Origin of the sequence: Streptomyces sp. CoH27 (genome assembly GCF_020181035.1) — a bacterium.
GTDB lineage: Bacteria > Actinomycetota > Actinomycetes > Streptomycetales > Streptomycetaceae > Streptomyces > Streptomyces camelliae.
The window spans coordinates 12,664-38,937 of sequence record NZ_JAIQYY010000002.1 but is presented as its reverse complement, the minus strand read 5'-3'; the positions used below and the strand labels follow the sequence as shown (position 1 = coordinate 38,937).

Sequence of the window (26,274 nt, the reverse complement as noted above, 5' to 3'; positions counted from 1 at the left end):
CGGCGTCGGGCAGGGCGGGTCGGGCCAGTGAGCGCCGTCACCGGCCCACGCCACGGCCACCGTGCCGTCCGGTCCCGTGGAGGCGGACGCGCAGGCGTCGGCCGACGCGCCGCCGGCCGGCCAGCCCACCAGGGTCCAGCTCAGCGTCAACAGGGCCAACACCCTTACGGCGGGCGCGCATCGAGTCACTTCGGGTCCATGCACGACGAAGATCATGGGGCGCGGGAACCGGAAGCACGCCCTGGTGCGCCGGGATTGCTTCGAAGGAAGGACATTGCGTGATCAGGTGTTTGACGCGGCCAAGTACGCGCTTGGCGTGAAATGTGCGCCCCGCGTACGCCCGCCATCGAAGGGCGGGACACAGGTTCCGGAAAGATTTTCGCGTCCGCGTTGAACACTCCACCCCCTGCGCCGCGTACCCATGGCCGTGCGGCGGCACAGCAAGGCGCTGCAACATCCAGGCGATGATGGGGAGTTGACGATGAAGACCTCCGGGCGGACCGCCTCGCTGGTGGCGACAGCCGCCGCGGTGCTGGCGCTGACGACGGCGTGCGGTCAGGACAACAGCACCACTCCGGCCTCCGCGGCCCAGAACGTCGGCGCCACCGCGCCCGCGGGCAGCCCGACCACCGGCGCCGGCCTCGGCACGGCCACCGGCGCGGGCAACGGTTACGGCGCCGACGGCAACCAGAGCTCCAGCTCCCCCACCGCGGCCGCGCCCGCGGGCAAGCTCACCGTGGCCGCCAACCCCGACCTCGGCAACGTGCTGACCGACGGCTCCGGCCTCACCCTCTACCGGTTCGACAAGGACACCGCCAACCCGCCCAAGTCGAACTGCGTCGACGACTGTGCCAAGACATGGCCGCCGGTCCCCGCCAATGACGCCACCGCCGGCGCCGGCATCGACAAGTCGCTGCTCGGCGAGGTGACCCGCGCCGACGGCACCAAGCAGCTCACCATCGGCGGCTGGCCGGCGTACCGCTACGCCAAGGACGTCAACGCCGGTGACGTCAACGGCCAGGGCGTGGGCGGCAAGTGGTTCGCGCTGGCCCCCGACGGCAAGAAGGCCTCGCTGGCCTCCCTGCCCGGCCTGTCCGTGCGCAAGGACCCCAAGCTCGGCGACATCATCGTCGACAAGAACGGCAGGACGGTCTACCGCTTCCTGAAGGACAAGGCCTGGCCCAAGGTCATCTCGAACTGCACCGGACCCTGCCTCGTGAAGTGGCCGGCGGTCGCTCCGGTCAAGCCGGAGGACACCCAGGGCGTCAAGAAGAAGGGGCTGATGGGCTTCACCCGTCCCGACGGCGCGCAGCAGATGACCGTCAACTGCTGGCCGATCTACACCTTCTCCGGGGACAACGCCCCCGGCGACACCAACGGTCAGGGCGTGGGCGGCACCTGGTACGCCGTCGCGCCCGACGGCAAGCCGGTCGGCGCTCCGAGCAGCTGATCACCTCCCCAGGGTCGATCGTCCCGCCCGGCCCGGGGCGCCACCGCCGGTCCGCCCCCTCCGCACCGCACGGAGGGGGCGGACCCTTGTGCTGGGCGGGAGAAGCCCAGGCCGGCACAGCCGTCACACAGCGGGGTCGTACGGGCACATGCCGCAGGCAGTGACCGGGAACGGACGGTCAATTTCCGGTTCAGGTCGCTCCTTTGGCGGGCGATCAGTAGCCTCAGCTCGAACACCGGATCGCCTGTCCCTGCCGTCCACGCCTTGGAGAGATACATGGAGCGTCCCGCCTGGGCCCCACGGAGCATCGACATCTCGGTGCCGAGCGTCTCGCGGATCTACGACTTCTACCTGGGCGGTTCGCACAATTTCGAGGTCGACCGGGAAGCGGCGCGCAGGGCCATGGCGTTCATGCCGGGCCTGCCGAAGATCATGCAGGCCAACCGGGCCTTCATGCGCCGGGCCGTGCGCTTCGCGGCCGGGCAGGGCGTCACCCAGTTCCTGGACATCGGCTCCGGCATCCCGACGTTCGGCAACGTCCACGAGGTGGCCCAGGCGGCCGCGCCGGGCGCGCGCGTGGTCTACGTCGACCACGACCCGGTCGCCGTCGCGCACAGCGAGGCGGTGCTGGCGGGCAACGCGGACGCGGACGTGGTCGCGGCGGACCTCCGCAAGCCCCAGGAGATCCTCGCGAGCCCCCAGGTGGAGCGGCTGATCGACCTGAACCGGCCAGTGGCCCTTCTGCTGGTTGCCATACTGCACTTCGTGGAAGACGCGGACGACCCCTACGGTGCGGTGGCCGAGCTGCGCGAGGCGCTCGCGCCCGGCAGCCTGCTGATCCTCACTCATGCCTCGTACGAGGGAATCCCGGTGCCGGCCGAGCGGGCCGAGGGCGCGGTGGACGTATACAAGGACATTCGCAACCCGCTGATCATGCGCTCGCGCGACGAGATCGCGCGGTTCTTCGAGGGGTACGACATGGTGGAACCCGGACTGGTGCCGATGCCGCACTGGCGCCCGGATGCGGCGTTGGAGGACGAGGATCCGTTCGCCTTCTCCGGATTCGCCGGCGTGGGGCGCACGGCGTGAGCGCGGAGCCGGATGCGCCGGAGGGCAGACTGCGCCGGTTCGCGACGATCTGGAGCCGGGCGGTCTACCCGGTGACCTCCACCTCGCTGACCCGCGCCGAGTTCGAGGAGCAACTGCTGCCGCTCGCCCGCCGGTTGAGCGAGCTGCTGCGGGCGCACAGCTTCGACGCCGACGGCGCGAAGGCGGTCGGTGCCGCCCTGGTGGACGCGCACTGCACCGACCCCGAGGCGCTCACCCGCACCCTCGACTGCGTCGACGCGTATCTGGTGCTGTACTGCGGTGCGGACGACCCCGAGACGCCGCAGGACGAACTGCGGCTGCGGTCCTCGCGGTTGCAGCACGCGATGGCCGCCGGGTTCGCGCAGGCGCTGCGCGAGCGCACCCTGGCCGAGCAGGAGTCCATCGCCCAGGCCGCGTTGCGGGCCCAGGGTGTGGTCGCACAGGCGCTGCACGCCAGCGAGGCCCGCTTCCGCGCGGTGTTCGAGGGCGCGGCCATAGGAATCGGCATCGCCGGCCTCGACGGCACCGTCCTCCAGGTCAACGAGGCGCTGCTGCGCATGTTCGGCCTGTCCGAGCCGACGCTGCGCGGCCGCCGGGTGCAGGACTGGGTGCACCCCGAGGACGCCCCGCAGACCTGGAAGCTCTACGAGGAGCTGGTCCGCGGCGAGCGCGAGCACTACCACATGGAGAAGGCGTTCAACCGCCCCGACGGCACGGTCCTGTGGACCAACCTGACGGTCTCCCTCCTGCGGGACGCCGACGGCGCTCCGCAGTACCAGCTCGCTCTCATGGAGGACACCACCGAGCGCCGCCTGCTCAACCTCCGGCTGCGCTACGAGGCCACGCACGACGCCCTCACCGGTCTGCCCAACCGCACCCTGTTCTTCGAACGCCTGGAGAAGGCGCTGGGGGCGGGCGAGGGCCAGCGGTTCGGCCTGTGCTACCTCGACCTGGACGGCTTCAAGACCATCAACGACAGCCTCGGACACGCGGCCGGCGACCGGCTGCTGGTGGAGGTCGCCGACCGCCTGCAGTCCTGCGCGACCGCGCCCGGCGAGATGGTCGCCCGGCTCGGCGGCGACGAGTTCGTGGCCCTCACCACCGGCCCCGGCACCGAGCGCACGGTGGACGAGCTGGCCGAGCGCATCATGAACGCGCTCGTGACCCCCATCAGCATCGACGGCCGGGACCTGATGGTGCGCGGCAGCCTCGGCATCGTCGAGGGCCCGGCGGGCGAACGCACCGCCGCTGAAGTCCTCCGCAGCGCCGACATCACCATGTACCGGGCGAAGTCGGCGGGTGGCAACCGTTCCGAACTGGCCGACCCGGAGGCCGACGCCCGCGCCATCACCCGTCACGGCCTCACCACGGCCCTGCCGACGGCCCTGGAGCGCGGCGAGTTCTTCATCGAGTACCAGCCGCTGGTCCACCTCGGCGACGGCAGCGTGCGCGGCGCCGAGGCCCTGGTGCGCTGGCTGCATCCGCAGCACGGCGTCCTCGGCCCGGACCGCTTCATCCCGCTGGCCGAGCACACCGGCCTGATCGTCCCGCTCGGCCGCTGGGTGCTGGAGGAGTCCATCCGGCAGGCCCGCGCCTGGCGAGAACGGTACGGCGAGGAGACGGCGGCCGGACCGCTGCGCATCAACGTCAACCTGTCGCCGTGCCAGCTCAGTCATCCGGGCCTGGTCCAGGACACGGTCGAGATCCTGGAGCGGGCCGGCGTCACCCCGGACGCGCTGTGCCTGGAGGTCACCGAGTCGGCCCTGATCGGCGCCGACGACGATCTGCTCAAACCCCTGCGCCGGCTGGCCGAGATGGGCGTCGACATCGCCCTGGACGACTTCGGCACGGGCTACTCGAATCTGGCGAACCTGCGCCGCCTGCCGGTGAGCATCCTCAAACTGGACCGCTCCTTCACCCAGGGCATGCAGCAGTTCCCCGCCGACCCGGTCGACCTGAAGATCGTCGAGGGCATCGTCACCCTCGCCCACAGCCTGGACCTCGCGGTCACGGTCGAGGGCGTGGAAACCGGCGCCCAGGCCGAGCAGCTGCGGATACTGGGCTGCGACACGGCCCAGGGCTGGTACTACGCCCGCCCGGGTCCGCCGGAAAGGCTGCACGACTTGGCGTTGGTGGACGCGACGGGCTGAACTTTTCCAGGAGGGGCGGCGCAGTTCCCTGAGGGGTGCAGGGCCGTATTGACATGCGGCTCCGCCGCGGGGCGCGACAAGCCACCACGCACCCGCACCCCGAAACGGTGCTTCCCAGGCAGACGAATCCGAACGAAAGCACCCTCACTGCTCAATCAACATCCGCTGCAACTCCCGCGCAGCCCGCGGCGGCGCCACATCGCTGCGATGCGCCAGCGCAATGGCCCGCTGCAACCCCGGCCGGGCCAACGGAGTGACCCGCAGCCCGCGTCCGGACCTGGACGCGACCATGCGCGGAACGACCGCCACTCCCAGGCCCGCCCGGACAAACCCCAACACCGCATCCATCTCGCCCCCCTCGACGGCAAAATCCGGCTCGAACCCAGCGGAGCGACACGCGGCCACCGTCAGCTCCCGCAGGTCGTACCCGTGCCGGAACATCACCAGCCGCTCACCCTCCAGGTCGGCGATGTGTACCACCCGCCCGCCCCGGCCGGGCGCCGGCGCCTCGGGTGAGGACACCACGACCAGCTCCTCCCGCAGCAACTCCACGGTGGTCAGCGCGGGCGCGGCCGTCGGCAGCGGCAGCACGACCAGCGCGAGATCGAGCGCACCGCGCGCCAGCTCCCGCACCAGGTCGTGCGAGCCGCTCTCCTCGATCAGCAGCTGAATGCCGGGATAGCGGTCGTGGAAGGCACGCAGTACGTCCGGCAGCAGGCCCGTGCACAGGCTCGGCGTCGCCCCCAGCCGCACCCGCCCCCGGCGCAGCTGCACCAGCTCCTGCACCTCGTGGCGCGCGGTGTCCGCGTCGGCCAGGATCCGCCTGGCCAGCGGCAGCAGCGCCTCGCCCGCGTCGGTGAGCGTGATGTTGCCCCGGGCGCGCAGGAAGAGATCCGCGCCCAGCTCCCGCTCCAGCGCCTTGATCTGCTGCGAGAGCGACGGCTGGGCGACATGGACCAGCTCCGCGGCCCGGGTGAAGTGCCGGGTCTCGGCGACGGCGACGAAGTACTGAAGCTGCTGGAACTGCATGGTGTCACGATAGCTTCCACCTATGGAATCCAGGTGGACCATGTCTTGGACCGATCGGGCCGTCCGGCCCTAGCGTGCTGGGCATGGCTCTGGCAACGCGGACGGACCGACGGCCGTCCATGGCGCGCACGATGTGGGACTCCTCCGTCGGCAAGAAGACCGTGATGGCCGTCAGCGGTCTGATCATGCTGGCGTACCTGGTGGCGCACATGATCGGCAACCTGAAGATCTACTTCGGTCCGGGCGAGTTCAACGACTACGGTCACTGGCTGCGCCGGATCGGCGAGCCGTTCATGCACCACATGTGGACGCTGTGGCTCGTCCGGATCGTCATGGCCGTCGCCGTGGTCGCCCACGCCACGTCCGCGTACCAGCTCAGCCGCCGGGACATCAAGGCACGGCCCAGCAAGTACGTGCACACGAAACCCCGGGCGAGCTACGCCACCCGCACCATGCGCTGGGGCGGGATCATCCTCGGCCTGTTCGTCGTCTGGCACGTCCTGGACCTGACCACCGGCACCGTGCACCCGGGCCGCTTCGAGCACGGCCACCCGTACCAGAACGTCGTCTCCGACTTCTCCCACTGGTACAGCAACGTCATCTACATCGTCGCGATGCTGGCGCTCGGCCTGCACATCCGGCACGGCTTCTGGAGCGCCGCGCAGACCCTCGGCGTCGGCAGCCGCACCCGCGACCGCGCCCTGAAGACCATCGCCAACGTCCTCGCGCTGCTGCTCACGGCCGGCTTCATCGCCGTACCCGTGGGCGTCATGACCGGAGTGGTGAGCTGACATGACCGACTACGCGAACTACACGACCGGCGAACCCGCCGTCGACACCAGGGCGCCCTCCGGCCCGATCCACGAGCGCTGGGACAAGCGCCGCTTCGAGGCCAAGCTCGTCAACCCCGCGAACCGGCGCAAGCACACCGTCATCGTCGTCGGCACCGGACTCGCCGGCGGCTCCGCGGGCGCCACCCTGGCCGAACAGGGCTACCACGTCGTCCAGTTCTGCTACCAGGACTCCCCGCGCCGCGCCCACTCCATCGCCGCCCAAGGCGGCATCAACGCGGCGAAGAACTACCGCAACGACGGCGACTCGATCCACCGGCTGTTCTACGACACCGTCAAGGGCGGCGACTTCCGCGCCCGCGAGTCCAACGTGCACCGGCTCGCGCAGATCTCGGTCGAGATCATCGACCAGTGCGTGGCCCAGGGTGTGCCCTTCGCCCGCGAGTACGGCGGTCTGCTCGACACCCGCTCCTTCGGCGGCGTCCAGGTGTCACGGACGTTCTACGCCCGCGGCCAGACGGGACAGCAGCTCCTGCTCGGCGCCTACCAGGCCCTCAGCAGGCAGATCGCCGCGGGGAACGTGGAGATGCACCCGCGCACCGAGATGCTGGACCTGATCGTCGTGGACGGGCGGGCCCGGGGCATCGTGGCCCGGGATCTGATCACCGGTCGTGTCGACACCTACTTCGCCGACGCGGTGGTGCTGGCCTCCGGCGGTTACGGCAACGTCTTCTACCTCTCCACCAACGCCATGAACTCCAACGCGACCGCCGTGTGGCGGGCGCACCGGCGCGGCGCATACTTCGCCAACCCCTGCTTCACCCAGATCCACCCCACCTGCATCCCGCGCACCGGCGACCACCAGTCCAAGCTGACCCTGATGAGCGAGTCGCTGCGCAACGACGGCCGGATCTGGGTGCCCAAGGCCAAGGGCGACACCCGCCCGCCGCACCAGATCCCCGAGGACGAGCGCGACTACTACCTGGAGCGCATCTACCCGTCCTTCGGCAACCTCGTCCCCCGGGACATCGCCTCCCGCGCCGCGAAGAACGTCTGCGACGAGGGCAGGGGAGTGGGCCCCGGCGGCCAGGGCGTCTACCTGGACTTCGCCGACGCCATCCAGCGGATGGGCCGTAAGGCGGTCGAGGCGAAGTACGGCAACCTCTTCGACATGTACCAGCGGATCACCGACGAGGATCCGTACGAGGTGCCGATGCGGATCTACCCGGCCGTGCACTACACGATGGGCGGACTGTGGGTCGACTACGACCTCCAGACCACCATTCCCGGCCTGTTCGCCGTGGGCGAGGCCAACTTCTCCGACCACGGCGCCAACCGGCTCGGCGCCTCCGCGTTGATGCAGGGCCTCGCCGACGGCTACTTCGTCCTGCCGGCCACCATCAACGACTACCTGGCCCGCAACCCGCACCAGGAACGGGTGACCGTCGAACACCCCGTCGTGCAGGAGGTGCTGGCCGAGACCGAGGACCGGCTCAACCTGCTGCTGTCCGTCGACGGCGACCGCACCCCGGACTCCTTCCACCGCGAACTCGGCGAGCTGATGTGGGAGTTCTGTGGCATGGCGCGCACCGACGGAGGGCTGCGCAAGGCACTGGAGCGCATCCCGCAGATCCGCGAGGAGTTCTGGCGGCGCATCAAGGTCCCCGGCACCGGAGAGGAGTTCAACCAGTCGCTGGAGAAGGCCAACCGGATCGTCGACTACCTGGAGCTCGCCGAGCTGATGTGCCTCGACGCGCTGCACCGCGCCGAGTCCTGCGGCGGCCACTTCCGCGAGGAGTCCCAGACCCCGGACGGCGAGGCCGCCCGCAAGGACGAGGAGTTCTCCTACGCGGCCGCCTGGGAGTTCACCGGCACCGGCACGGCTCCCGTCCTGCACAAGGAAGACCTGGTCTTCGAGTACGTCCACCCCACCCAGCGGAGCTACGCATGAAGCTCACCCTGCGCGTCTGGCGGCAGAAGAACGCCGGCGCCGACGGAGCGATGTCCACGTACGAGGTGGACGGCATCTCGTCCGACATGTCCTTCCTGGAGATGCTGGACGTCCTCAACGAACAGCTCATCCTGTCCGGCGAGGACCCCGTCGCCTTCGACCACGACTGCCGCGAGGGCATCTGCGGCGCCTGTTCCCTCGTGATCAACGGCGACGCCCACGGCCCGGAGCGCACCACCACCTGCCAGCTGCACATGCGGTCCTTCAAGGACGGCGACACGATCGACATCGAGCCGTGGCGGGCGGCCGCGTTCCCGGTGATCAAGGACCTGGTCGTCGACCGGTCCGCGTTCGACCGGATCATCCAGGCCGGCGGCTATGTCACCGCGCCCACCGGCTCCGCGCCCGAGGCCCACGCCACGCCGGTGCCGAAGGCCGACGCCGACTTCGCCTTCGAGCACGCGGAGTGCATCGGCTGCGGGGCGTGCGTGGCCGCGTGCCCCAACGGCGCGGCGATGCTCTTCACCTCCGCCAAGATCAACCATCTCAACGTGCTGCCCCAGGGGGCGCCCGAGCGGGAGACGCGGGTGCTGGACATGGTGGCGCAGATGGACGCGGAGGGCTTCGGCGGGTGCACGCTGACCGGTGAGTGCGCGACGGCCTGTCCGAAGGGCATTCCGCTGGTGTCGATCACCGGTATGAACAGGGAGTGGCTGCGGGCCACCCGGAAGGCGCGCAAGCGGTAGCGCCGCCGGAAGAAAAAGAACGTTCGCCGACAACAGGGGGCGGACGGGCGGGGCCGGGAGTGGTGCTCATCCCCGGCCCCGTCTGGTTTTCCCTGATCATGAGGCCCCCGGCGTTCAGCATTCCCACATCCGCTCTCCCCGCTCAGGTCACGCTGACGCCAACCGGCGTCGGAAGAACAGGAGCGACGGGCCGTACGCACCGAGCCCGCCGCCGCTGTCGCCGAACCGGCCCGTGACCATGGAGAGAGCCATGACCGGCGTGTCCACCCTCGACCGTCCCCCGCAGCCCGCGGCACCCACCCGCTACACCGTCACCCTCGCCCGCGACGAGGACGACGTGCGTGCCGCGCAGCGGCTGCGGCACGACGTCTTCGCCGGGGAGCTGGGGGCCCTGCTGGCCACCTCGGAGCCGGGCCTCGACATCGACGCCTTCGACGCCTACTGCGACCACCTGCTGGTCCGCGACACCGTGACCGGCCAGGTCGTCGGCACCTACCGGCTGCTGCCCCCGGAGCGGGCCGCGGTCGCCGGGCGGCTCTACTCCGAGGGCGAGTTCGAGCTGAGCGCCCTCGACGCGATCCGGCCCGGCCTGGTCGAGGTCGGCCGCTCCTGTGTGCACCCCGACCACCGCGACGGCGCCGTCATCAGCCTGATCTGGGCCGGCATCGCCCGCTACATGGTCGACCGCGGGCACGAGTGGCTGGCCGGCTGCTGCTCGATACCGCTCGCCGACGGCGGCGCCCTCGCGACCGCCACCTGGGAGCGGGTGCGCGCCAAGAACCTGGCCCCCGAGGAGTTCCGGGTACGGCCGCTGCTGCCCTGGACCCCGAACGCCGGGGCCCCCGCCGGGCACAGCGAGCTGCCCGCCCTGCTGCGTGGCTACCTCCGCCTCGGCGCCTGGGTGTGCGGCGAACCCGCGCACGACCCGGACTTCGGGGTCGCCGACCTGTACGTGCTGCTGTCGATGCGCCGGGTCAACGCGCGCTATCTGCGGCACTTCCTCTCCCTCGTGCCGGCCTGATGAGCGTCTGGCTGCCCAGCGCGCCCTGCACCCCGGGCGCCTGTGTGGAGCAGGCCCGCACCGCGGCGGCCGTACCCCGGGCGGTGCTGCGGCTGACCGCCGTCGTGGCCCTGGTACTGGCCGGGATCGCCCTGTCCCCGCTCGGCGGCCGGATCCCCGCCGAGTGGGTCAGGCGGTGGTGCCGGGCCATCGTGCGGGCCGTCGGGGTCCGGGTCCGCCTCACCGGGACCCCCGCTCCGGCCGGCGGACTGCTGCTGGTCGCCAACCACGTCTCGTGGCTGGACATCCCGCTGCTCACCGCCGTACGCCCGGCCCGGATGCTCGCCAAGACCGAGATCCGGCAGTGGCCGGTGGCGGGTGCGCTGGCCGCGCGCGGCGGGGCCCTGTTCATCGAGCGGGACCGGCTGCGCGCCCTGCCCGAGACGGTCGACCGGATCGCCGGGGCGCTGCGCGCGGGCGCGGCCGTGGCCGCCTTCCCCGAGGGCAGCACCTGGTGCGGCCGGGCCCACGGCCGCTTCCACCGGGCCGTCTTCCAGGCCGCGCTCGACGCGGGCGTGCCCGTGCAGCCGGTCGGGCTGCGCTACCGGCTTCAGGGCGGCGGTCCCGGCACGGCGGCGGCGTTCGTCGGCGAGGACACCCTGCTCGCCTCCCTGTGGCGGGTGGCCCGCGCCCGGGGCCTGACCGCCGAGGTGGAGATACGGCCGCTGATCCCGCCGGGCGCCCACCCCGACCGCCGTACCCTGGCCCGCGCGGCCCAGCCGGTGAGCCCGGAACCGGCCTGGACGCACACGGCCCTGGTCGCGGGCGGGCCCGGGACGGGTCGATCCGGCCGGTGAACTCCTGCCGTGTCCGGCGGGCGAAGACGCCCTTGAGGCTGTCGACCAGTTTCGAGACGGCGACCTCGGGCGGGCAGTGCACCAACAGGTGGACGTGATCGCGTCCCCCGCCTCAGCGCCAACGCTTTCTCTTGTCCGACAGCGGGAGCTGTCCCGCAAGGTCAAGGGGTCGCAGAACCGGGCCAAGGCCCGCATCAAGGTCGCACATCGCGCCGTACGCGTCGGCGGCGCGCGGCACTCACGGCATGACCCGGGCCAGATACCGCGCGGTGGCGCCGGCCGCCGACCGGGCCACCTGTTCCGGCGGACCGGCCGCCACGACCCGGCCGCCCCGGTCGCCGCCGCCCGGACCCAGGTCGATCACCCAGTCGGCGCCCGCGACGACCGTCATGTCGTGCTCGACCACCACGACCGTGTGCCCGGCGTCGACCAGCCCGTGCAGCCGCTCCATCAGCACCTCGACGTCGGCCGGATGCAGCCCGGTGGTGGGCTCGTCCAGCAGGTACAGGGTGTGGCCGCGCCGGCCGCGCTGCAGCTCGCTCGCCAGCTTGATCCGCTGGGCCTCGCCGCCGGACAGCTCGGTCGCCGGCTGCCCGAGCCGCAGATAGCCGAGGCCCACGCCGAGCAGGGTGCCCAGGCTCCGGGCGGCAGCCGGGGCGTCCGCGAAGAACTCCGCAGCCGCCTCCACCGTCAGATCGAGCACCTCGGCGATGTTCCGTTCCCGGTACGTCACCTGAAGCGTCTCGGGGTTGTAGCGGGCACCCCCGCAGGACGGGCAGGGCGCGTAGGTGCTCGGCAGGAACAGCAGCTCGACGCTGACGAACCCCTCGCCCTGACAGGTCTCGCAGCGGCCCCCCGCCACGTTGAAGGAGAACCGTCCGACGCCGTACCCGCGCGAGCGCGCCTCCTCGGTGCCGGCGAACACCTTGCGGACGACGTCGAACAGGCCGGTGTAGGTGGCCAGATTGGAGCGCGGGGTCCGCCCGATCGGCCGCTGGTCGACCCGGACCAGCCGCTCCACGCCCGCCAGCTCCTCGGTCAACTCGCCGATGAGCGTGGACTTTCCGGAACCGGAGACACCGGTGACGGCGGTGAACGCGGCCCGCGGGAACCGCGCCGTCACCGCGCGCAGGTTGTGCCGGCTCACGGGGCCGACCGTCAACCAGCCGAGCGGCTCGCGGACTTGGCGAGCGGCCCCCGGAGACTCGTCGAACAGATAGGCCGCCGTCGCCGACTCCTCGACGCACTCCAGCTCGGCGGGCGGCCCGCTGTACAGCACCTGTCCGCCGTGCTCGCCCGCGCCGGGGCCGACGTCCACCAGCCAGTCCGCGCCGCGCACCACCTCCAGATGGTGCTCCACCACGAACACCGAGTTCCCGGCCGCCTTCAGCCGCTCCAGCACGGTCAGCAGCGCCTCGGTGTCCGCCGGGTGCAGTCCGGCGGACGGCTCGTCCAGGACGTACACCACGCCGAACAGCCCGGAGCGCAACTGGGTGGCCAGGCGCAGCCGTTGCAGCTCGCCCGCCGAGAGGGTGGGAGTGGACCGGTCGAGGCTGAGGTAGCCGAGGCCCAGTTCGACCACCGGTGCGATACGGGACCGCAGGTCCTCGGTGAGCACCCGGGCGGTCTCGTCGTGGCCGCCCGGCAGTGCGGCCAGGTCCGTCAGCGGCAGCGCGGCCAGCTCGGCGATGGTGCGGCCGCCGAAGGTCACCGCGAGCGCCTCCGGCCGCAGCCGGCTGCCCCCGCACACCCGGCACGGCGCGGCGGTCAGAAAACGCTCCGCCTTCGTGCGCAGCGCCTGGGACTTGGTGTCCGCGAAGGTCTTCAGCACATACCGGCGAGCGCTCATGTACGTGCCCTGGTACGGCCGTTGGATGCGGTCGGCGTCCCGTACCGGGTGGACGGTGACGACCGGCTGCTCGTCCGTGAACAGGATCCACGCGCGCTCTTCGGCCGGGAGTTCGCGCCAGGGCCGGTCGACGTCGTGGCCGAGGGTGTCGAGGATGTCCCGCAGGTTCTTGCCCTGCCAGGCCCCCGGCCAGGCGGCGATCGCGCCCTCGCGGATCGACAGCGAGGGGTCCGGGACCAGCAGTTCCTCGGACGTGTCGTGGACCTGGCCGAGGCCGTGGCACTCCGGGCAGGCACCGGCCGCCGTGTTCGGCGAGAACGCGTCCGAGTCCAGGCGTTCGGCGCCCGGCGGATACTCCCCGGCGCGCGAGAACAGCATGCGCAGGGAGTTGGAGAGATTGGTGACCGTGCCCACCGAGGAACGGGACGTGGGAGCCGCACGGCGCTGCTGGAGCGAGACCGCGGGCGGCAGCCCGGTGATCTCCCCGACCTTGGGTGCCCCGACCTGGTGGATGAGCCGGCGCGCGTACGGCGCGACCGACTCGAAGTAGCGCCGCTGGGCCTCGGCGTAGATCGTGCCGAACGCCAGGGACGACTTCCCCGAGCCGGACACGCCGGTGAACACGGCCAGTACGTCCCGCGGGATGTCCACGTCGACGCCCTTCAGGTTGTGCTCGCGGGCGTCACGGACGCGGACGTAGGGGTCATGTGGGTGGTGCATAGACGCGCAACTCTATCCGCGCCCGCGCACCGCTACTGCGGAGGGTTGTCCCGGTCCTGTTCCTGGATTCCGAGCTGCTCGTCGATCTTCTGCTGCGCGGCGTCGGTCTGGGAGCTGTATTTGTTCTGGGTCTTCGCGTCGAACGCGTCGCCCGCCTTGTCGACACCCTGCCGGGCCTGGTCCTCGTGGCCCTTGAGCATCTGCTTGAGCTTGTCCATCACGGACATGGCAGCCCTCCTGGTCGTGTGAGGCTTCCCCTCCCAGGGTCACCGGGCCCGGCCGCGCTCGCATCTCGGGCGTCAGCGGCCCGGGGCGAAGAGGCCGGCGAGCCGCCGGTAGGAGTCCAGCAGGGCCGTACGGTCGTAGGCGCTGGTGGTGACCAGGACCTCGTCGGCGCCTGACTCCTTCAGCACCGTCTCCAGCTCGTGGGCGACCTGTTCCGCCGTGCCCGCGATGTGCCCCGCGAGCCCGGACTCGTAGAGATCCCGCTCCTTCGCGGTCATCGCGCGGGCCTCGGTCTCCTCGGTGGGGGCGAGCGGCGGGAAGGTGCCGTGGGTGCGGGAGTACGCCATCGACCAGGCCTCGGGCACCAGCAGCCGCCGCGCCTGCGCCTCGGTGCCGGCGACCGCGATCGTGCCGGAGACCACGACGTACGGCGCGGACGCCCAGGACGAGGGGCGGAACTCGGTGCGATAGCGGTCGATGCCCCGCAGCATCTTCTCGCGGTGCCGGAGGTCCCCGATGACCATGGGCAGCCCGGCGCGCGCCGCGATCCGCGCGCCCTCGCCCATGGCCAGCACGAACGGCGGCACCCGCAGGCCCTCGGCGGGGCGGGCGTGCACCCCGGTCGGCGAGGTGCCCTCGAACCAGCCGAGCAGCTCGCCGAGCTGGGCCGCGAAGTCCTCGGCGTCCTCCTTGTCCCGGCCGAGGGCCCTGCGCACCCCGTCGGTGAAGCCGACGGACCGCCCGAGCCCCATGTCGATCCGCCCGGGGAACAGCGCCTCCAGCACGCCGAACTGCTCGGCGACGACGAGGGGCCGGTGGTTGGGCAGCATCACCCCGCCGGTACCGACCCGGATCGTGCGGGTGGCCGCGGCGACCGCGGCGGCGAGCACGGTCGGCGCGGACCCGGCGACACCGGGCACGCCGTGGTGCTCGGACACCCAGAAGCGGTGATAGCCCAGGGCCTCCGCCCGACGGGCCAGCGCGACGGTGTCCCGCAGCGCCTCGGCGGGCGGCCGCCCCGCGCGGGTACGGGAACGGTCGAGGACGGAGAACCGGGTCCGGGCGATCACTGAGCTGCTCACACAGGTGTCAACGCGCAGGGGGACCGGGGATTCCCGGGCGGCGGGTCCTGGCTAGGGTGGCGGGGTGACCGACAGCAGCAAGCGGCCGCTCGCCGTGTTCGACTTCGACAACACCCTGGCCGACACCGCCCACCGGCAGCACTTCCTCGAAGAACGGCCGCGGGACTGGGACGGGTTCTTCGCGGCCGCGCCCCAGGACCCGCCGATCACCGATGGCATCGCGCTGGCCGTGGAGAGCGCCCGCGCGTGCGAGGTCGTCTATCTCACCGGCCGCCCCGAGCGGTGCCGGCGAGACACCCTGGACTGGCTCGCGGCCCACGGGCTGCCCGAGGGGCGGGTGTTCATGCGGGGCAACGCAGGGCGGGCGGGTGGGGGAAGAGGTGATCGCAGGCCCGCTCGGTTCACCAAGCTGGAGATCCTGCGCCGGCTCGCCCAGGGCCGTGAGATCCGCTTCGTCGTGGACGACGACGAACTGGTCTGTGACGACGCCGAACGCGCCGGGTTCCGCGTCGTACGGGCCCGCTGGACCGCGAAGTCCGCCGTGCTGGAAGAGGTTCAGGAGCGGGAGGGCCGCACCTGAGGGGCGTCAGGTGCCGTCCTCGATGCGGAAACCCACCTTCAGCCCCACCTGGTAGTGCTCGATCCGCCCGTTCTCGATCTGCCCGCGCACCTCCGTCACCACGAACCAGTCCAGATTGCGCAGCGTCTGGTCGGCGCGCGCGATGCCGTTGCGGATGGCCTGGTCGATACCTTCGTGCGAGGTGCCGACGATCTCGGTGACCCGGTAGGTGTGATTCGACATGAGGGTGCTCCTCTCGGTCAGGCCACCCTCCACCGTGCCGCATCCCCGCCCCGCCCGCACGGCGTCCCGGGACTACCGCGGGTAGCCCATGGCCCCGCCCTTGACCTCCGCATTGGTCCATACCAAAATCCAGCACACCCGTACGAGCGCCACCGCCCGTCCCCCCACGTCGGGCCCCCACGCCTGTCCGCACCCTTGCCAGACAGAACAGGACCCCTCGTGAGACGTCGTCTGCTCGCCCTCGTCTGTGCCACCGGCTGCCTCGTGAGCGCCTGCGGGATGCTCCCGGGCGGGCACGGGCGCAAGACCGTCACCGTGTGGCTGATGAAGGACAGCGCCTCCGAGGAGTTCCTCCGGCGCTTCACCGGGGACTTCGAGCGCACCCACCAGGACCTGCGCCTCGACATCCGCATCCAGCAGTGGACCGGCATCGTCGAGAAGGTCCGCGCGGCGCTCAAGGACACCTCCGGCGACGGACCCGACGTCATCGAGGTCGGCAACACCCAGGTGCCGCTGTACGCCGACGGCGGCCGGCTCGCCGATCTCACCCTGGAGTCGATGCGCGACTGGGGCCAGGACCAGTGGCTGCCCGGCCTCGCCGAGCCCGGCAAGGACGGCAACGCGCAGTACGGCATCCCCTGGTACGCGGCCAACCGCGTCGTCATCTACCGCAAGGACCTGTTCGAGGCGGCCGGCATCAGCGGCCCGCCGAAGACCCGCGACGAGTGGCTCGCCGACACCGAGAAGCTCAACTCCGGTGGCAACCAGGGCATTTACCTCGCCGGACAGGACTGGTACACGCTCTCCGGCTTCATCTGGGACGAGGGCGGCGACCTCGCCGTGCAGAAGGACTACGACTGGAAGGGCACTCTGGACACCCCGGCCGCGTTGCGCGGCATGGACTTCTACCGCCGGCTCCAGGCCCTCGGCCGGGGCCCCGTGGGCGCCGACGAGGAACACCCGCCCCAGGCCGGGGTGTTCGCCGGTGGCCAGGTCGCGCAGATCGTCGCCGTACCCGGGCTCGCCCAGTCGATCGTCCGGCAGAACCCGGACCTGAAGGGGAAACTGGGCTTCTTCCCGGTGCCCGGGAAGACCGCCGCCCGGCCCGGCACCGTGTTCACCGGCGGCTCCGACCTCGTCGTCCCGCAGAACACAAGGGACCAGTTCGCGGCGACCGCCGTCGTCGGCGCGCTCACCGGCGCCACGTGGGACACCGAACTCGCCCGCACCATGAACTACGTGCCCAACAAGACCACGCTGACGGGCGCGGTCGCGGGCGAGGAGGGGGTCGCCGCCATGGCCGCGGGCGCGGCGCACGGGCGGGCGACCCCCAGCACCCCTCAGTGGGCCGACGTCGAGGCCGACAACCCGATCAAGGAGTACATGACCCGGGTGCTCCGCGGCGCGGACCCGGCGACCGAGGCCCGCCGCGCCTCCCGCAGGATCACCGAGGAGCTGACCCCCAGCCTCTGATCCCGCCTCCGCTTCACCGGGCCATGCTCAGCTTCACTGGGCCATGCACAGCGACAGCGCGAACCGGCCCTCCGAATCGGTCCACCAGTGCGTCAACTCCAGCCCTGCATCGGCGAGTTCGCTGGTGATTCCGTCCCGGCGGAACTTGGCCGACACCTCGGTGCGCAGCTCCTCGCCCGCCGCGAAGTCCACGGCCAGGTCCAGCGCGGGCACCTTCACGGTCTGCGCGGTACGGGAGCGCAGCCGCATCTCGATCCACTCCCGCTCGGCGTCCCACAGGGCCACGTGGTCGAAGGTGTCCGGGTCGAAGTCGGCGCCCAGTTCCCGGTCGACGACGGCCAGCACGTTCTTGTTGAACGCGGCCGTCACCCCGGCCGCGTCGTCGTAGGCCCGCACCAGCACCCGCTCGTCCTTGACGAGGTCGGTGCCGAGCAGCAGCCCGTCGCCCGGCCCGAGCAGCCCGCGCACGGAGGCCAGGAACTTCGCCCGCTCGTCCGGCAGCAGATTGCCGATCGTGCCGCCGAGGAACGCCAGCAGCCGGGGTCCCGGAGTGGCCGGCAGGGTCAGCGGGGCGGTGAAGTCGGCGATCAGCGCGTGGACTTCGAGGCCGGGGCGCTCCTCGACGAGGGCCTGCCCGGCCTGGGTGAGGGCGCTCTCGCTGACGTCGACCGGGACGTACGCCGCGGGCGTGAGCGCGTCGAGCAGATGGCGGGTCTTCTCCGAGGAGCCCGAGCCCAGCTCGACCAGGGTGCGGGCGCCGCTCGCCGCGGCTATCTCGCCGGACCGGGCGAGCAGGATCTCCCGCTCGGCCCGCGTCGGGTAGTACTCGGGCAACTCGGTGATCTGCTCGAAGAGTTCACTGCCCTGGGCGTCGTAGAACCACTTCGGCGGCAGCCACTTGGGGTGATCGGTGAGGCCGTGCAGGACGTCGGCGCGCAGCGCGGCGTCCGTCGCGTCCTCGGGGAGGGTGCGGGTGACGTGCAGGGGGCTCACGTACAGGGCTCCTTCGATGATGGGGGTCCCCCCGCACGAGCGGAGTCGAGAGTGGGGGAGGACGCCGGTTCGGCCGGCGGGGCGAGCAGCACGCCGGCGCGGCTCGCGGTGAGCACGGTGCGGTCGGGGACCTCCTGCCAGAGCGGGTCGTCGTCGTAGGGCTCGGAGGCGACGACCGTGCTCAGGCCGGGCTCCGTGCGGTACCAGAGGCTGTCGCCCCAGGCGGTGGCGGCGATCGTGACGCCATCGGTCAGCAGCAGATTGAGCCGGGAGGCGGGGGCCGCCCCGGCCAGCCGGCGAACCGTCTCGCCCAAGGCCTGGCCGGGGTCGTCGCCCGCGCGCAGCCGGTGCAGGACCAGCGCCCAGACGAACGCCGAGTCGGTACGGGCCTCCAGCGTCAGCAGCTCGACCGGGGGCAGGGCGGACATCAGCGGAGCGGCCGAGTCCGGCCAGCCCGCGACGGCCCCGTTGTGACTGAACAGCCACCGCCCGGCGGTGAAGGGCGCCGCGGCGGCCTCGGCGTCCGCGCCCGCGAGCGTCGCGTCCCGTACGGCGGCGAGCACGGCGCCGGAGCGCACCACCCGGGCCAGATCGGCGAAGGACAGGTCCGCCCAGATGGGCCCGGCCCGCCGGTAGCGCGCCGGGACGGGATCCCCCGGGGCGTACCAGCCCACCCCGAAACCATCGGCGTTGACCGTCCCGGACGCCTGCCGCTCGGGCGCCCAGGACTGGTGCACCAGGCTGTGCACAGGCTCCATGAGGATCCGGCCCAGCGGTGTCTCCGGCCCCAGATAGGCGATGTGACGGCACATCAGGCGGCCGCCGTGCGGGCCGTACGGAACCCGGAGAAGATCTGCCGCCGGATCGGATAGTCCCAGTTGCGGAACGTCCCCCGGCAGGCCACCGGGTCCACCGCGAACGAACCGCCGCGCAGGACCTTGTACTCGGGGCCGAAGAACACCTCCGAATACTCCTTGTACGGGAACGCCTGGAACCCGGGGTACGGCAGGAAGTCGCTCGCCGTCCACTCCCACACGTCCCCGATCAACTGCCGTACACCGAGCGGGGATTCACCGGCCGGGTAGCTGCCGGCGGGTGCGGGACCGAGATGCCGCTGGCCAAGGTTGGCGTGGTGCGGCGCCGGGTCCGCGTCGCCCCAGGGATAGCGCCGGGAGCGGCCGGTGGCCGGGTCGTGACGGGCGGCCTTCTCCCACTCCGCCTCGGTGGGCAGCCGCCGTCCGGCCCAGCGGGCGTAGGCGTCGGCCTCGTACCAGCACACGTGCAGCACCGGCTCGTCCGGTACGACCGGCTCGGTGACCCCGAACCGGCGGCGCAGCCACTGCCCGCCCTCCCGGTGCCAGAACAGCGGGGCCGTGAGGGAGTGCTGCCGGATGTGCGCCCAGCCCTCCGGCGTCCACCAGCGTTCGGTGTCGTAACCGCCGTCCTCGATGAACGCCTGGTACGCCGCGTTCGTCACCGGGGTGGTGTCGATCCAGAACGGCGCCACCTCTCTGACGTGTGCGGGGCGTTCGTTGTCCAGCGCCCACGGCTCGCCGGAGGTGCCCATCGTGAACGGGCCGCCGGGCACGAGGACTTCGGCCGGACCGGTGAACAGCGGCGCCGGCTCGGGACCGGGGGCGGTCAGCGCCCGCGGTCCCTTTCTGAGCTGATGGGTGATCAGCATCGTCTCGTCGTGCTGCTGCTCGTGCTGGGCGATCATTCCGAAGGCGAAGGCGGCCTCGGTCAGCCGCGAGCCGTGGAAGTCGGCGCCCGCCAGCAGGTCCAGCACCCGGCCGCGTACCTCGGCCGCGTACTGCCGAGCCTCGGCGGGCGGCAGCAGCGGCAGCGAGGGACGCGCGGAGCGCGGGTGCTCGAAGGCGTCGTACAGGCCGTCGATCTCGGGCCGCATCGCCTCCAGGCCGCCGACCGCCCGCAGCAGCCACAGCTCCTCCTGGTTGCCGATGTGTGCGAGGTCCCACACGAGCGGCGACATCAGCGGGGAGTGCTGGGCGGTGAGGTCCGGGTCCTCGACGCAGCTGGTCAGCAGCGTGGTGCGGGCACGGGCGGTGAGCAGCGAGGCGAGCGCGCGCTTGCGCAGCGCCTCGGTGTCCCGCTCGCTCACCGCGGTCTCGGTCTCGGTCTCGGGGGCGGTCATGTGCGGATGTCCTTCCTCCGACGGTCGGCGGGGGTGCCCCCGGTGCGGCCGGACCGGGACGCGCCCATGTCGCGCCGCAGGTCCAGCAGGTCGTCGGCCGGGCAGCGGCCCCGGGCGACGTAACGGTCGAGGTATGCGGCCACCGCGTCGGTGACCTCGGTGGTGGCCCCGAGCCGGGGCAGCGCCCCGAGCGCCGCCGCGAAACACACGGCGGCGGCCTCGCGCAGCTCCGGATCGGCGAGCCCGTGGCGCGCCGCGTCGGTCCAGAGCGGGTTGTGCGGGGCCGGCCGGTCCCGGGCGCGTTCCGCGAGCGGTTTCACGGTCCGGTACGCCGTCTCGGCGGCCTCCAGGTCGTCGAACAGCGCCGCCGTCACCGCGAGCGGCACGATCCAGCCGTCCTCGCCGGGCTGTGCGTCGATCATGCGCAGCTCCAGATGGCCGCGCGGTCGGACCGGCGGGAACAGCGTGGTCAGGTGATAGTCCAGGTCCGCCCGGGTGGGCGGCCGGGGCGACCCGGAGCGGGTCCACTCCCGGAAGGTGAGCCCTTCGGGCACCTCCCACGGCCCGCTGTCCTGGCGGACGCACATCACCGGTGAGTCCAGCACATGCCGGGCCCAGGCGGTCCGCGGACCGTCGTCCAGCGGGGGAGCGCCCGCCCGGTCGGCGCCGATCTCCGTCCACAGCAGCTGCCGGGTGGACACCCAGCCCGTGGGCTCCCGGCCGATCAGCGGGGAGTTGGCGAACGCGGCCACCAGGACCGCGCCCAGGTGATGCGCCAGCCACCAGCGCCGCACATGCCCGAGCGGGCCGGGCTCCTCGTGCCCGGCGTCCACGCAGACCTGCACGGAGGCGGAGGCGCACATCATGCGGCGGCCGGCCGGACCGGTGCGGTCCAGGCAGATCTCCATGGCGTCGTAGCGCGGCTCGTGCAGGAACCGGCGCGGGGTGTGCCAGGGATCGTGGCCGATGCCGACGAGGGTGAGCCCGTCCTCGGCGAGGACGCCGCGCACGGTGTCCAGGTCGGCCGAGACGGTGCGGATGCACTCCATCAGGGAGGCGGCGGGCGGCGAACTGAGCTCCAGCTGGCCGCCGGGCTCGACGGTGAGCGGCGAGCGCAGCGGTACGGCGCGCAGGGCGGCGTAGGCCGCTTCGAGCCGTTCGAGTGTTACGGGGACCTGGGGGGCGTCCACATCGTGGACCAGCCACTCCAGTTCGACACCGAGCGCGCGAGGCGGCCCGGTCTTGAAGCAGATGCCCTTGACCAGGGCCTCCACCTCGGCCTCGGTGACGGCGGCGCGGTGGTCGGTACAGTCGCCGCCGTCGCTCTTCGAGTCGGACATGTCGGGATCCTCCTGAGATTCCACCATGCCAGCGGCCCGGTTTGTCAGGGGGCCGGGTCGGCATCCGTTCCACCCAAGACCCTTGAGCCGGTTCGCACAAGGGCGCCCTACCGGACGTTCCGGTTCGGTCACCTCCGTTTCCGTACGCGTTCTCCGGGGCGTCGCGAGCCGAGAAACTCCGTTGCGGCGTAAGCCCAGCATCACCCACGATGCGTACATGAGCACGACGGGGGAGACCGCACGGGCGGTGACCAGGGCGTCCACGGGGGTGGCGCCGTGAGCGCACGCCTGCGCGGGATCGCCGCGGAGACCGAAAAGATCGTGGCCGCGGGCCGGTACCGCGCGCCGGACGGCCGGGAAGTCTTGCTGGCGGCGCAGATCGAGGCCGCGCGGGCGGGGACGCGGATGTTCGGACCGGAACCGGTTCCCGTACCGGAACTGGTTTCCGTACGGCAATCGGGTGGGGCCGATGGCTCCGTCGCCGAGGGCACTGTTGTCGAGGTCACCGGCGAGAGCAGCCTGGAGGCCGCCCGCCGGCTGGCCGGCGCACCGGCCGCCGTGCTGAACTTCGCCTCGGCCCGGAATCCGGGCGGCGGCTACCTCAACGGCGCGCAGGCCCAGGAGGAGGCCCTGTGCCGCGCCTCCGCGCTGTACACCTGCCTGGTCACGGCCCGCGCCTTCTACGACCACCACCGCGCCGACCGCGACGCGTTCTACACGGACCGGGTCATCCACTCGCCGGCCGTCCCGGTCTTCCGCGACGACCGCGGCCTGCTGCTGGCCGAGCCGTACGCGGCGGGCTTCCTGACCGCGGCCGCCCCCAACGCGGGCGTCGTGCGGCGTACGGCGCCGGAGCGCGCCGCCGGCCTGCCGGAAGCCCTGGCGCTCCGCGCCGAGCGGGTGCTGGAGACGGCCGCCGTGCACGGCTACCGCCGGCTGGTGCTCGGCGCCTGGGGATGCGGGGTGTTCCAGAACGACCCGGCACAGGTCGCGGGCGCCTTCCGGGCACTGCTCGGCCCCGGCGGCCGGTTCGCCCGGACCTTCGACCACGTCGTGTTCGGGGTGCTGGACCGGACGCCGGGAGCGGTGGTGCGGGAGGCGTTCGCCCGGGCGTTTCCCGAGGCGAGCGGGGCTCAGGTCCAGCCGTAGCGCTCGTGCAGGCGCCGGCGGACCAGGTCGAACCGCATCCGGTCCAGCGCGCAGGCCTCGCGGCGCATGCCCTCCTCGTGCAGGCGCAGCACGCGGTCCACGTCCACCCAGGAGTCCCGGTCGGAGCGGTCCCACGGCCCGCTGCCGATCGCCACGTAGTCCCGGTCGCCGTCGTGCCGCTTGCTGGTCAGCTGTACGGCGAGGAAGGTGCCCGCCGTCTCGCGGGCGACGACCAGCACCGGGCGGTCCTTGCCCCGGCCGTCGTTCTCCTCGAAGGGCACCCAGGTCCACGCGATCTCGCCGGGGTCGGGGTCGCCGTCGTGGGCCGGGGAGTACTCGGTGCGCACCCGGCCGACCTCGCGCGGGTCGGCCTCGGTGGTGGCGTGGGGGCCGTACCGGCCGGGGACGTTCTCTTCGGTAAACGTGCTCACGGGGGCACCCTAGCGGCCGGGCGGCCTGGGGCAAGGGGCGCCCGCTGTGCGGGTGTTGTGCGGATGCGGCCGTAGCGGGGCGGAAGACCGGTTCAGGCGCTGGTGCTGGTCATGGTACTGATCTGCATGCCCGGGCGGCGTTGATGCACGGTCAGGTAGGTGAGCCCGGCCGCACCGGCGCTGATACTGCGCGTGGCGCCGCGCGGCAGCCATACCAGGGCGCCCTCGGTGAGCGGCAGCAGTGTCCCGGCGGGGCCCGCGCCGAGCGCGCCGTCCCCGGCCATGACCAGGACCAGCACGTCCAGTTGTGTCTCGGTGTGCGTCGTGATCCGGTCGCCCGGAGCGATCCGGACCACGTTGGCGTCGAGCTGCCGGGCGCTCTCGGCGAGCTTCCACAGCACCCCGCCGGGCAGCGGCGGGGTCTCGGCCAGGGTCCGGGTGTCGCACAGGACACGCGGCTCGGCCGCCGTGGTGCCGGCCGGCCCGGTGCTCCTCGCGGACGGCGACGTCATCTGCTGTTCCCCTCGACGCTCAAGTCTTCCGCTGCTCCTGCTGAACCTAGGTCAACAGGGCCCTCTCCTCACTCTACAATTTATACATGTAGGATTCGTGAAAAATGGACGCAGGCGGAGAGGGGTGTCCAGCGGTGACCCCACGGGAGAGCTCACGGCGCCTGGCGGTGCTGGACGCGCTGCGCGCCGCACCCTCGCCGCTCGGTGTCGCAGAGGCGGCACGGCGGCTGGGCGTCCACCCCAACACGGTCCGGTTCCATCTGGATTCCCTGGTGGCCGAGGGTCTGGTCGAGCGCCGTACCGAGCGGTCCCCGGGACCCGGCCGGCCCCGTACCGTCTACACCGCGCGTCCCGGCATGGACCGCGGCGGCACCCGGGACTACCGGCTCCTCGCCCGCGTCCTGCTCAGCCGGTGGGCGGCCGCCGATCCGGCCGAGGCGCGCGCGGAGGCGATGGAGACCGGCCGCGCCTGGGGCGGATACCTGGTCGATCCGCCGCCCCCGTTCGAGCGGCCGACGGCCGAGCGCTCGGTGGCCGCGCTTCTCGCCCTGCTCGACGAGCTGGGCTTCGCGCCAACTGCGGAAGAGGAGCCGACACCTGGCGCGCCGCCGCGGCGGATCCGGCTGCGGCACTGTCCCTTCCTGGAACTCGCCGAGGAGCACGGCCGGTTGGTCTGCCCGCTCCATCTCGGTCTGATGCAGGGCGCGTTGGCCCGCCTGGACGCGCCCCTGACCGCCACCGGCCTGGAGCCCTTCGCCGAACCAGACTCCTGTGTCGCCCACTTGGCCGGCGCCACCGCTGCCTGACGCCAGCGACGAACTCCCCCTGGCCGCCGGCCCCGGCGGAGAAAGGCCCCCTGCACATGAACGCCACGTCCGCCGCCCTCGCCGGTGCCGTCACCTTCGTCTGGCTCGGGATGGTCCTGGCGATCTCCTTCTTGGAGGCCCCGCTGAAGTTCCGCGCGCCGGGCGTCACCATTCCCGTCGGACTGGGCATAGGCCGACTGGTCTTCCGGGCGCTGAACGCCGTCGAGGCCGTCCTGGCGGTCGTGGTGATCGCCGCGGCCGCCGCGGGCGGTGCCCCGGCCCGGGTCATCGGGCTGACCGCGGCCGTAGCGGTGCTGCTGCTCGCGCAACTGGCCGCCGTCCGGCCCGTCCTCAACCGCCGCTCCGACCGCGTCCTCGCCGGGGAGGACATGCCCCGCTCCCGCAGCCACCTGTGGTACGTGGCACTGGAACTCCTCAAGGTGGCCGCCCTGACCGGCCTGGGCATCGCACTGCTCACGGTGTGACGCGCCGCCCTTCGGGCGGCGGATCCGGGAGGGAGCCGACCTGCTTGCACGGCGCGCGGGACTCGCCCCGAGTGCCTGTTCGCGGTCCTCGGAGTGCGAAGGAGAGGTGCTTCCAGCGTCGGCTCGCTCAGGGCCGGTGACGGACCACGCTGTGCCCTGGTCGCGTCAGCATGATGCCGGTGACCGTGACGCGCTGTGCGGTCTTCGCCGCTCGTGCACGCGTCATGGTCACCGGCATGCTGTGGCGCCCGAAAGGCGCGGCGCGCCTATGCGGCTCGGGTGAGTTCGGCGTGGCCGAACAGCAGCGCGTAGCCGGAGGGGAGCTGGTGCAGGATGCGGGTGATGAGGTCGGGGCCGGCGTAGGCCGCGACGGCGGAGAAGACGGATCCGGTGTCCCAGCGGGTGGTGGCCAGGGAGGCACCGGTGCGGGCGGCGAGGTCCTTGACGAAGGCCCAGCCACCCAGCGGCTGGGTGTCGGGGATCTGCGCGGTCAGGATACGTGCGGCCTCCAGGGGCAGCCGGGCGGCCAGTTCGACGCGTTCGTCGCCGGTCAGCTGGCGCCCCAGTCCGGCGAGGACGAGGCGGACGGCTTCCTCTGCCTTCTCGCGGGTGGGGTAGGCGCCGTCGTAGCGGACCTTTTCCAGCATCTGCTCGTACGCCCTGCCGTAGGAGTGCTGGAGCGACGCGTGCCGGTCGGACGTCACGGTGGTGGTTGCCTTTCTGTCTCCGGGGTCGTGGTGGCCGGTGTGCGGTCACCAGGGGGTGGGTGGTCAGGCGGGCTGGGGGCGGCCGAAGAGGAGGTCGTAGCCCGCGGGGAGCTGGAGCAGGATCTCTTTGAGGAGGCCGTCGCCGGCTGCGTCGGCGACCGTGGACAGGACGGCGCTGACGTCCCAGGCGGCGGTCTGTTCCGTGGCCCCTTCGATCCAGGCCGCAGTCGCGCGCACGAACCGCTCCGGGGGCAGCGGCTCGGCGCTCTGCAGCGGGTTGAGGAGGATCAGGGCGAAGTCCTCCGGCAGGCGCGCCGCAAGCCGGGCGCGTACCTCGCCGATCAGGTGTGCGCCCAGCAGGGCGAGCACCACGCGGGCCGCGCGTTCGGCTTCCTTCAGGGTGTCGTACTCGCCGCGTTCCTTCACATGGCCGAGGAACGCTTCGCGTCGCACAGTCACGTCGGCCGCCCCCTTGCTCAGGT

The 26,274-nt window shown here is 72.3% G+C and carries 26 protein-coding genes; 13 read left to right on the top strand and 13 right to left on the bottom strand.

The window, feature by feature from the left end; genetic code table 11:
* Positions 1–481: 481 nt before the first annotated feature.
* The 3 genes from LE548_RS02995 (at position 482) to LE548_RS02985 (ending at position 4,689) form a co-directional block, all read left to right on the top strand.
* Entirely contained in the window at positions 482–1,450 is a 969-nt protein-coding gene (locus LE548_RS02995) for an SCO0930 family lipoprotein (protein ID WP_225095020.1), read from the top strand.
* A 276-nt stretch (positions 1,451–1,726) separates the two neighbouring features.
* Positions 1,727–2,539 carry an SAM-dependent methyltransferase gene (locus LE548_RS02990; protein WP_225095019.1) on the top strand — a complete coding sequence of 271 codons (813 nt, stop codon included), beginning with the start codon at positions 1,727–1,729 and terminating at the stop codon, positions 2,537–2,539.
* Positions 2,536–4,689 carry an EAL domain-containing protein gene (locus tag LE548_RS02985; protein WP_225095018.1) on the top strand — a complete coding sequence of 718 codons (2,154 nt, stop codon included), beginning with the start codon at positions 2,536–2,538 and terminating at the stop codon, positions 4,687–4,689. The genes LE548_RS02990 and LE548_RS02985 overlap by 4 nt, the downstream gene beginning before the upstream one ends.
* Positions 4,690–4,833: 144 nt before the next feature.
* Here the strand turns inward: LE548_RS02985 and LE548_RS02980 are convergent, their stop codons facing one another.
* Positions 4,834–5,718 (bottom strand): LysR family transcriptional regulator, encoded by an 885-nt coding sequence (locus LE548_RS02980; RefSeq protein WP_225095017.1) that lies wholly within the window; start codon positions 5,716–5,718, stop codon positions 4,834–4,836.
* Between the two features lie 119 nt (positions 5,719–5,837).
* On the opposite strand from LE548_RS02980, the gene LE548_RS02975 reads away from it, so the two are divergent.
* From LE548_RS02975 to LE548_RS02955, 5 genes are all read left to right on the top strand, one after another.
* Positions 5,838–6,509 carry a succinate dehydrogenase gene (locus LE548_RS02975; protein ID WP_225095417.1) on the top strand — a complete coding sequence of 224 codons (672 nt, stop codon included), beginning with the start codon at positions 5,838–5,840 and terminating at the stop codon, positions 6,507–6,509.
* 1 nt (position 6,510) lies between these two features.
* A complete protein-coding gene (locus LE548_RS02970; protein WP_225095016.1) occupies positions 6,511–8,460 on the top strand; it encodes a fumarate reductase/succinate dehydrogenase flavoprotein subunit in 1,950 nt (649 codons plus the stop codon).
* Entirely contained in the window at positions 8,457–9,206 is a 750-nt protein-coding gene (locus tag LE548_RS02965; RefSeq protein WP_225095015.1) for a succinate dehydrogenase/fumarate reductase iron-sulfur subunit, read from the top strand. The genes LE548_RS02970 and LE548_RS02965 overlap by 4 nt, the downstream gene beginning before the upstream one ends.
* Before the next feature lie 250 nt (positions 9,207–9,456).
* Positions 9,457–10,227 carry a GNAT family N-acetyltransferase gene (locus LE548_RS02960; protein ID WP_225095014.1) on the top strand — a complete coding sequence of 257 codons (771 nt, stop codon included), beginning with the start codon at positions 9,457–9,459 and terminating at the stop codon, positions 10,225–10,227.
* Complete coding sequence (locus LE548_RS02955; protein WP_225095013.1) at positions 10,227–11,063, top strand: 1-acyl-sn-glycerol-3-phosphate acyltransferase; 837 nt, start codon at positions 10,227–10,229, stop codon at positions 11,061–11,063. Before LE548_RS02960 ends, LE548_RS02955 begins: the two co-directional genes overlap by 1 nt.
* Before the next feature lie 238 nt (positions 11,064–11,301).
* On the opposite strand, the gene LE548_RS02945 is transcribed toward LE548_RS02955, so the two are convergent.
* From LE548_RS02945 to LE548_RS02935, 3 genes are all read right to left on the bottom strand, one after another.
* The gene (locus LE548_RS02945) at positions 11,302–13,632 is read right to left on the bottom strand and encodes an excinuclease ABC subunit UvrA (RefSeq protein WP_225095012.1); all 2,331 of its coding nucleotides are present in this window, start codon (positions 13,630–13,632) and stop codon (positions 11,302–11,304) included.
* Positions 13,633–13,664: 32 nt separating this feature from the next.
* Positions 13,665–13,859: an antitoxin gene (locus LE548_RS02940; protein ID WP_225095011.1), complete on the bottom strand. Its 195-nt coding sequence runs from the start codon at positions 13,857–13,859 to the stop codon at positions 13,665–13,667.
* 72 nt (positions 13,860–13,931) lie between these two features.
* Positions 13,932–14,939, bottom strand: a complete 1,008-nt coding sequence (locus LE548_RS02935) for an LLM class flavin-dependent oxidoreductase (protein WP_225095010.1) — start codon at positions 14,937–14,939, stop codon at positions 13,932–13,934.
* A 64-nt stretch (positions 14,940–15,003) separates the two neighbouring features.
* Here LE548_RS02935 and LE548_RS02930 point away from each other — a divergent pair, with 64 nt between their 5' ends.
* The gene (locus tag LE548_RS02930) at positions 15,004–15,519 is read left to right on the top strand and encodes a hypothetical protein (protein ID WP_225095009.1); all 516 of its coding nucleotides are present in this window, start codon (positions 15,004–15,006) and stop codon (positions 15,517–15,519) included.
* Between the two features lie 6 nt (positions 15,520–15,525).
* On the opposite strand, the gene LE548_RS02925 is transcribed toward LE548_RS02930, so the two are convergent.
* On the bottom strand, positions 15,526–15,741 hold the full coding sequence (locus tag LE548_RS02925; RefSeq protein WP_225095008.1) for a dodecin: 216 nt from the start codon (positions 15,739–15,741) through the stop codon (positions 15,526–15,528).
* Positions 15,742–15,960: 219 nt separating this feature from the next.
* Between LE548_RS02925 and LE548_RS02920 the strand changes: the two genes are divergently transcribed.
* Positions 15,961–17,214 (top strand): extracellular solute-binding protein, encoded by a 1,254-nt coding sequence (locus tag LE548_RS02920; RefSeq protein ID WP_225095007.1) that lies wholly within the window; start codon positions 15,961–15,963, stop codon positions 17,212–17,214.
* Between the two features lie 33 nt (positions 17,215–17,247).
* On the opposite strand, the gene egtD is transcribed toward LE548_RS02920, so the two are convergent.
* Genes egtD through egtA form a run of 4 tightly spaced genes read right to left on the bottom strand, consistent with a single transcriptional unit; the run spans position 17,248 to position 21,702 of the window.
* A complete protein-coding gene (gene egtD, locus LE548_RS02915) occupies positions 17,248–18,207 on the bottom strand; it encodes an L-histidine N(alpha)-methyltransferase (protein ID WP_225095006.1) in 960 nt (319 codons plus the stop codon).
* Positions 18,204–19,019 (bottom strand): ergothioneine biosynthesis protein EgtC, encoded by an 816-nt coding sequence (gene egtC, locus LE548_RS02910; protein ID WP_225095005.1) that lies wholly within the window; start codon positions 19,017–19,019, stop codon positions 18,204–18,206. Before egtC ends, egtD begins: the two co-directional genes overlap by 4 nt.
* Positions 19,019–20,362 (bottom strand): ergothioneine biosynthesis protein EgtB, encoded by a 1,344-nt coding sequence (gene egtB / locus LE548_RS02905; protein WP_225095004.1) that lies wholly within the window; start codon positions 20,360–20,362, stop codon positions 19,019–19,021. Before egtB ends, egtC begins: the two co-directional genes overlap by 1 nt.
* On the bottom strand, positions 20,359–21,702 hold the full coding sequence (gene egtA / locus LE548_RS02900) for an ergothioneine biosynthesis glutamate--cysteine ligase EgtA (RefSeq protein ID WP_225095003.1): 1,344 nt from the start codon (positions 21,700–21,702) through the stop codon (positions 20,359–20,361). The genes egtB and egtA overlap by 4 nt, the downstream gene beginning before the upstream one ends.
* A 276-nt stretch (positions 21,703–21,978) precedes the next feature.
* On the opposite strand from egtA, the gene LE548_RS02895 reads away from it, so the two are divergent.
* Positions 21,979–22,851 carry a TIGR02452 family protein gene (locus LE548_RS02895; protein WP_225095002.1) on the top strand — a complete coding sequence of 291 codons (873 nt, stop codon included), beginning with the start codon at positions 21,979–21,981 and terminating at the stop codon, positions 22,849–22,851.
* Here the strand turns inward: LE548_RS02895 and LE548_RS02890 are convergent.
* Entirely contained in the window at positions 22,836–23,282 is a 447-nt protein-coding gene (locus LE548_RS02890) for a type II toxin-antitoxin system PemK/MazF family toxin (protein ID WP_225095001.1), read from the bottom strand. The two genes, LE548_RS02895 and LE548_RS02890, sit on opposite strands and share 16 nt — an antisense overlap.
* 92 nt (positions 23,283–23,374) lie before the next feature.
* The gene (locus tag LE548_RS02885; protein WP_225095000.1) at positions 23,375–23,794 is read right to left on the bottom strand and encodes a hypothetical protein; all 420 of its coding nucleotides are present in this window, start codon (positions 23,792–23,794) and stop codon (positions 23,375–23,377) included.
* A gap of 134 nt (positions 23,795–23,928) precedes the next feature.
* Between LE548_RS02885 and LE548_RS02880 the strand changes: the two genes are divergently transcribed.
* Together LE548_RS02880 and LE548_RS02875 are read left to right on the top strand one after the other, a co-directional pair.
* The gene (locus tag LE548_RS02880; RefSeq protein ID WP_225094999.1) at positions 23,929–24,600 is read left to right on the top strand and encodes a metalloregulator ArsR/SmtB family transcription factor; all 672 of its coding nucleotides are present in this window, start codon (positions 23,929–23,931) and stop codon (positions 24,598–24,600) included.
* 56 nt (positions 24,601–24,656) lie between these two features.
* On the top strand, positions 24,657–25,085 hold the full coding sequence (locus LE548_RS02875; protein WP_225094998.1) for a hypothetical protein: 429 nt from the start codon (positions 24,657–24,659) through the stop codon (positions 25,083–25,085).
* Between the two features lie 266 nt (positions 25,086–25,351).
* Here the strand turns inward: LE548_RS02875 and LE548_RS02870 are convergent, their stop codons facing one another.
* A complete protein-coding gene (locus LE548_RS02870; RefSeq protein WP_225094997.1) occupies positions 25,352–25,789 on the bottom strand; it encodes a DUF2267 domain-containing protein in 438 nt (145 codons plus the stop codon).
* A gap of 66 nt (positions 25,790–25,855) precedes the next feature.
* Positions 25,856–26,251, bottom strand: a complete 396-nt coding sequence (locus LE548_RS02865) for a DUF2267 domain-containing protein (RefSeq protein WP_225094996.1) — start codon at positions 26,249–26,251, stop codon at positions 25,856–25,858.
* Between the last annotated feature and the right edge of the window lie 23 nt (positions 26,252–26,274).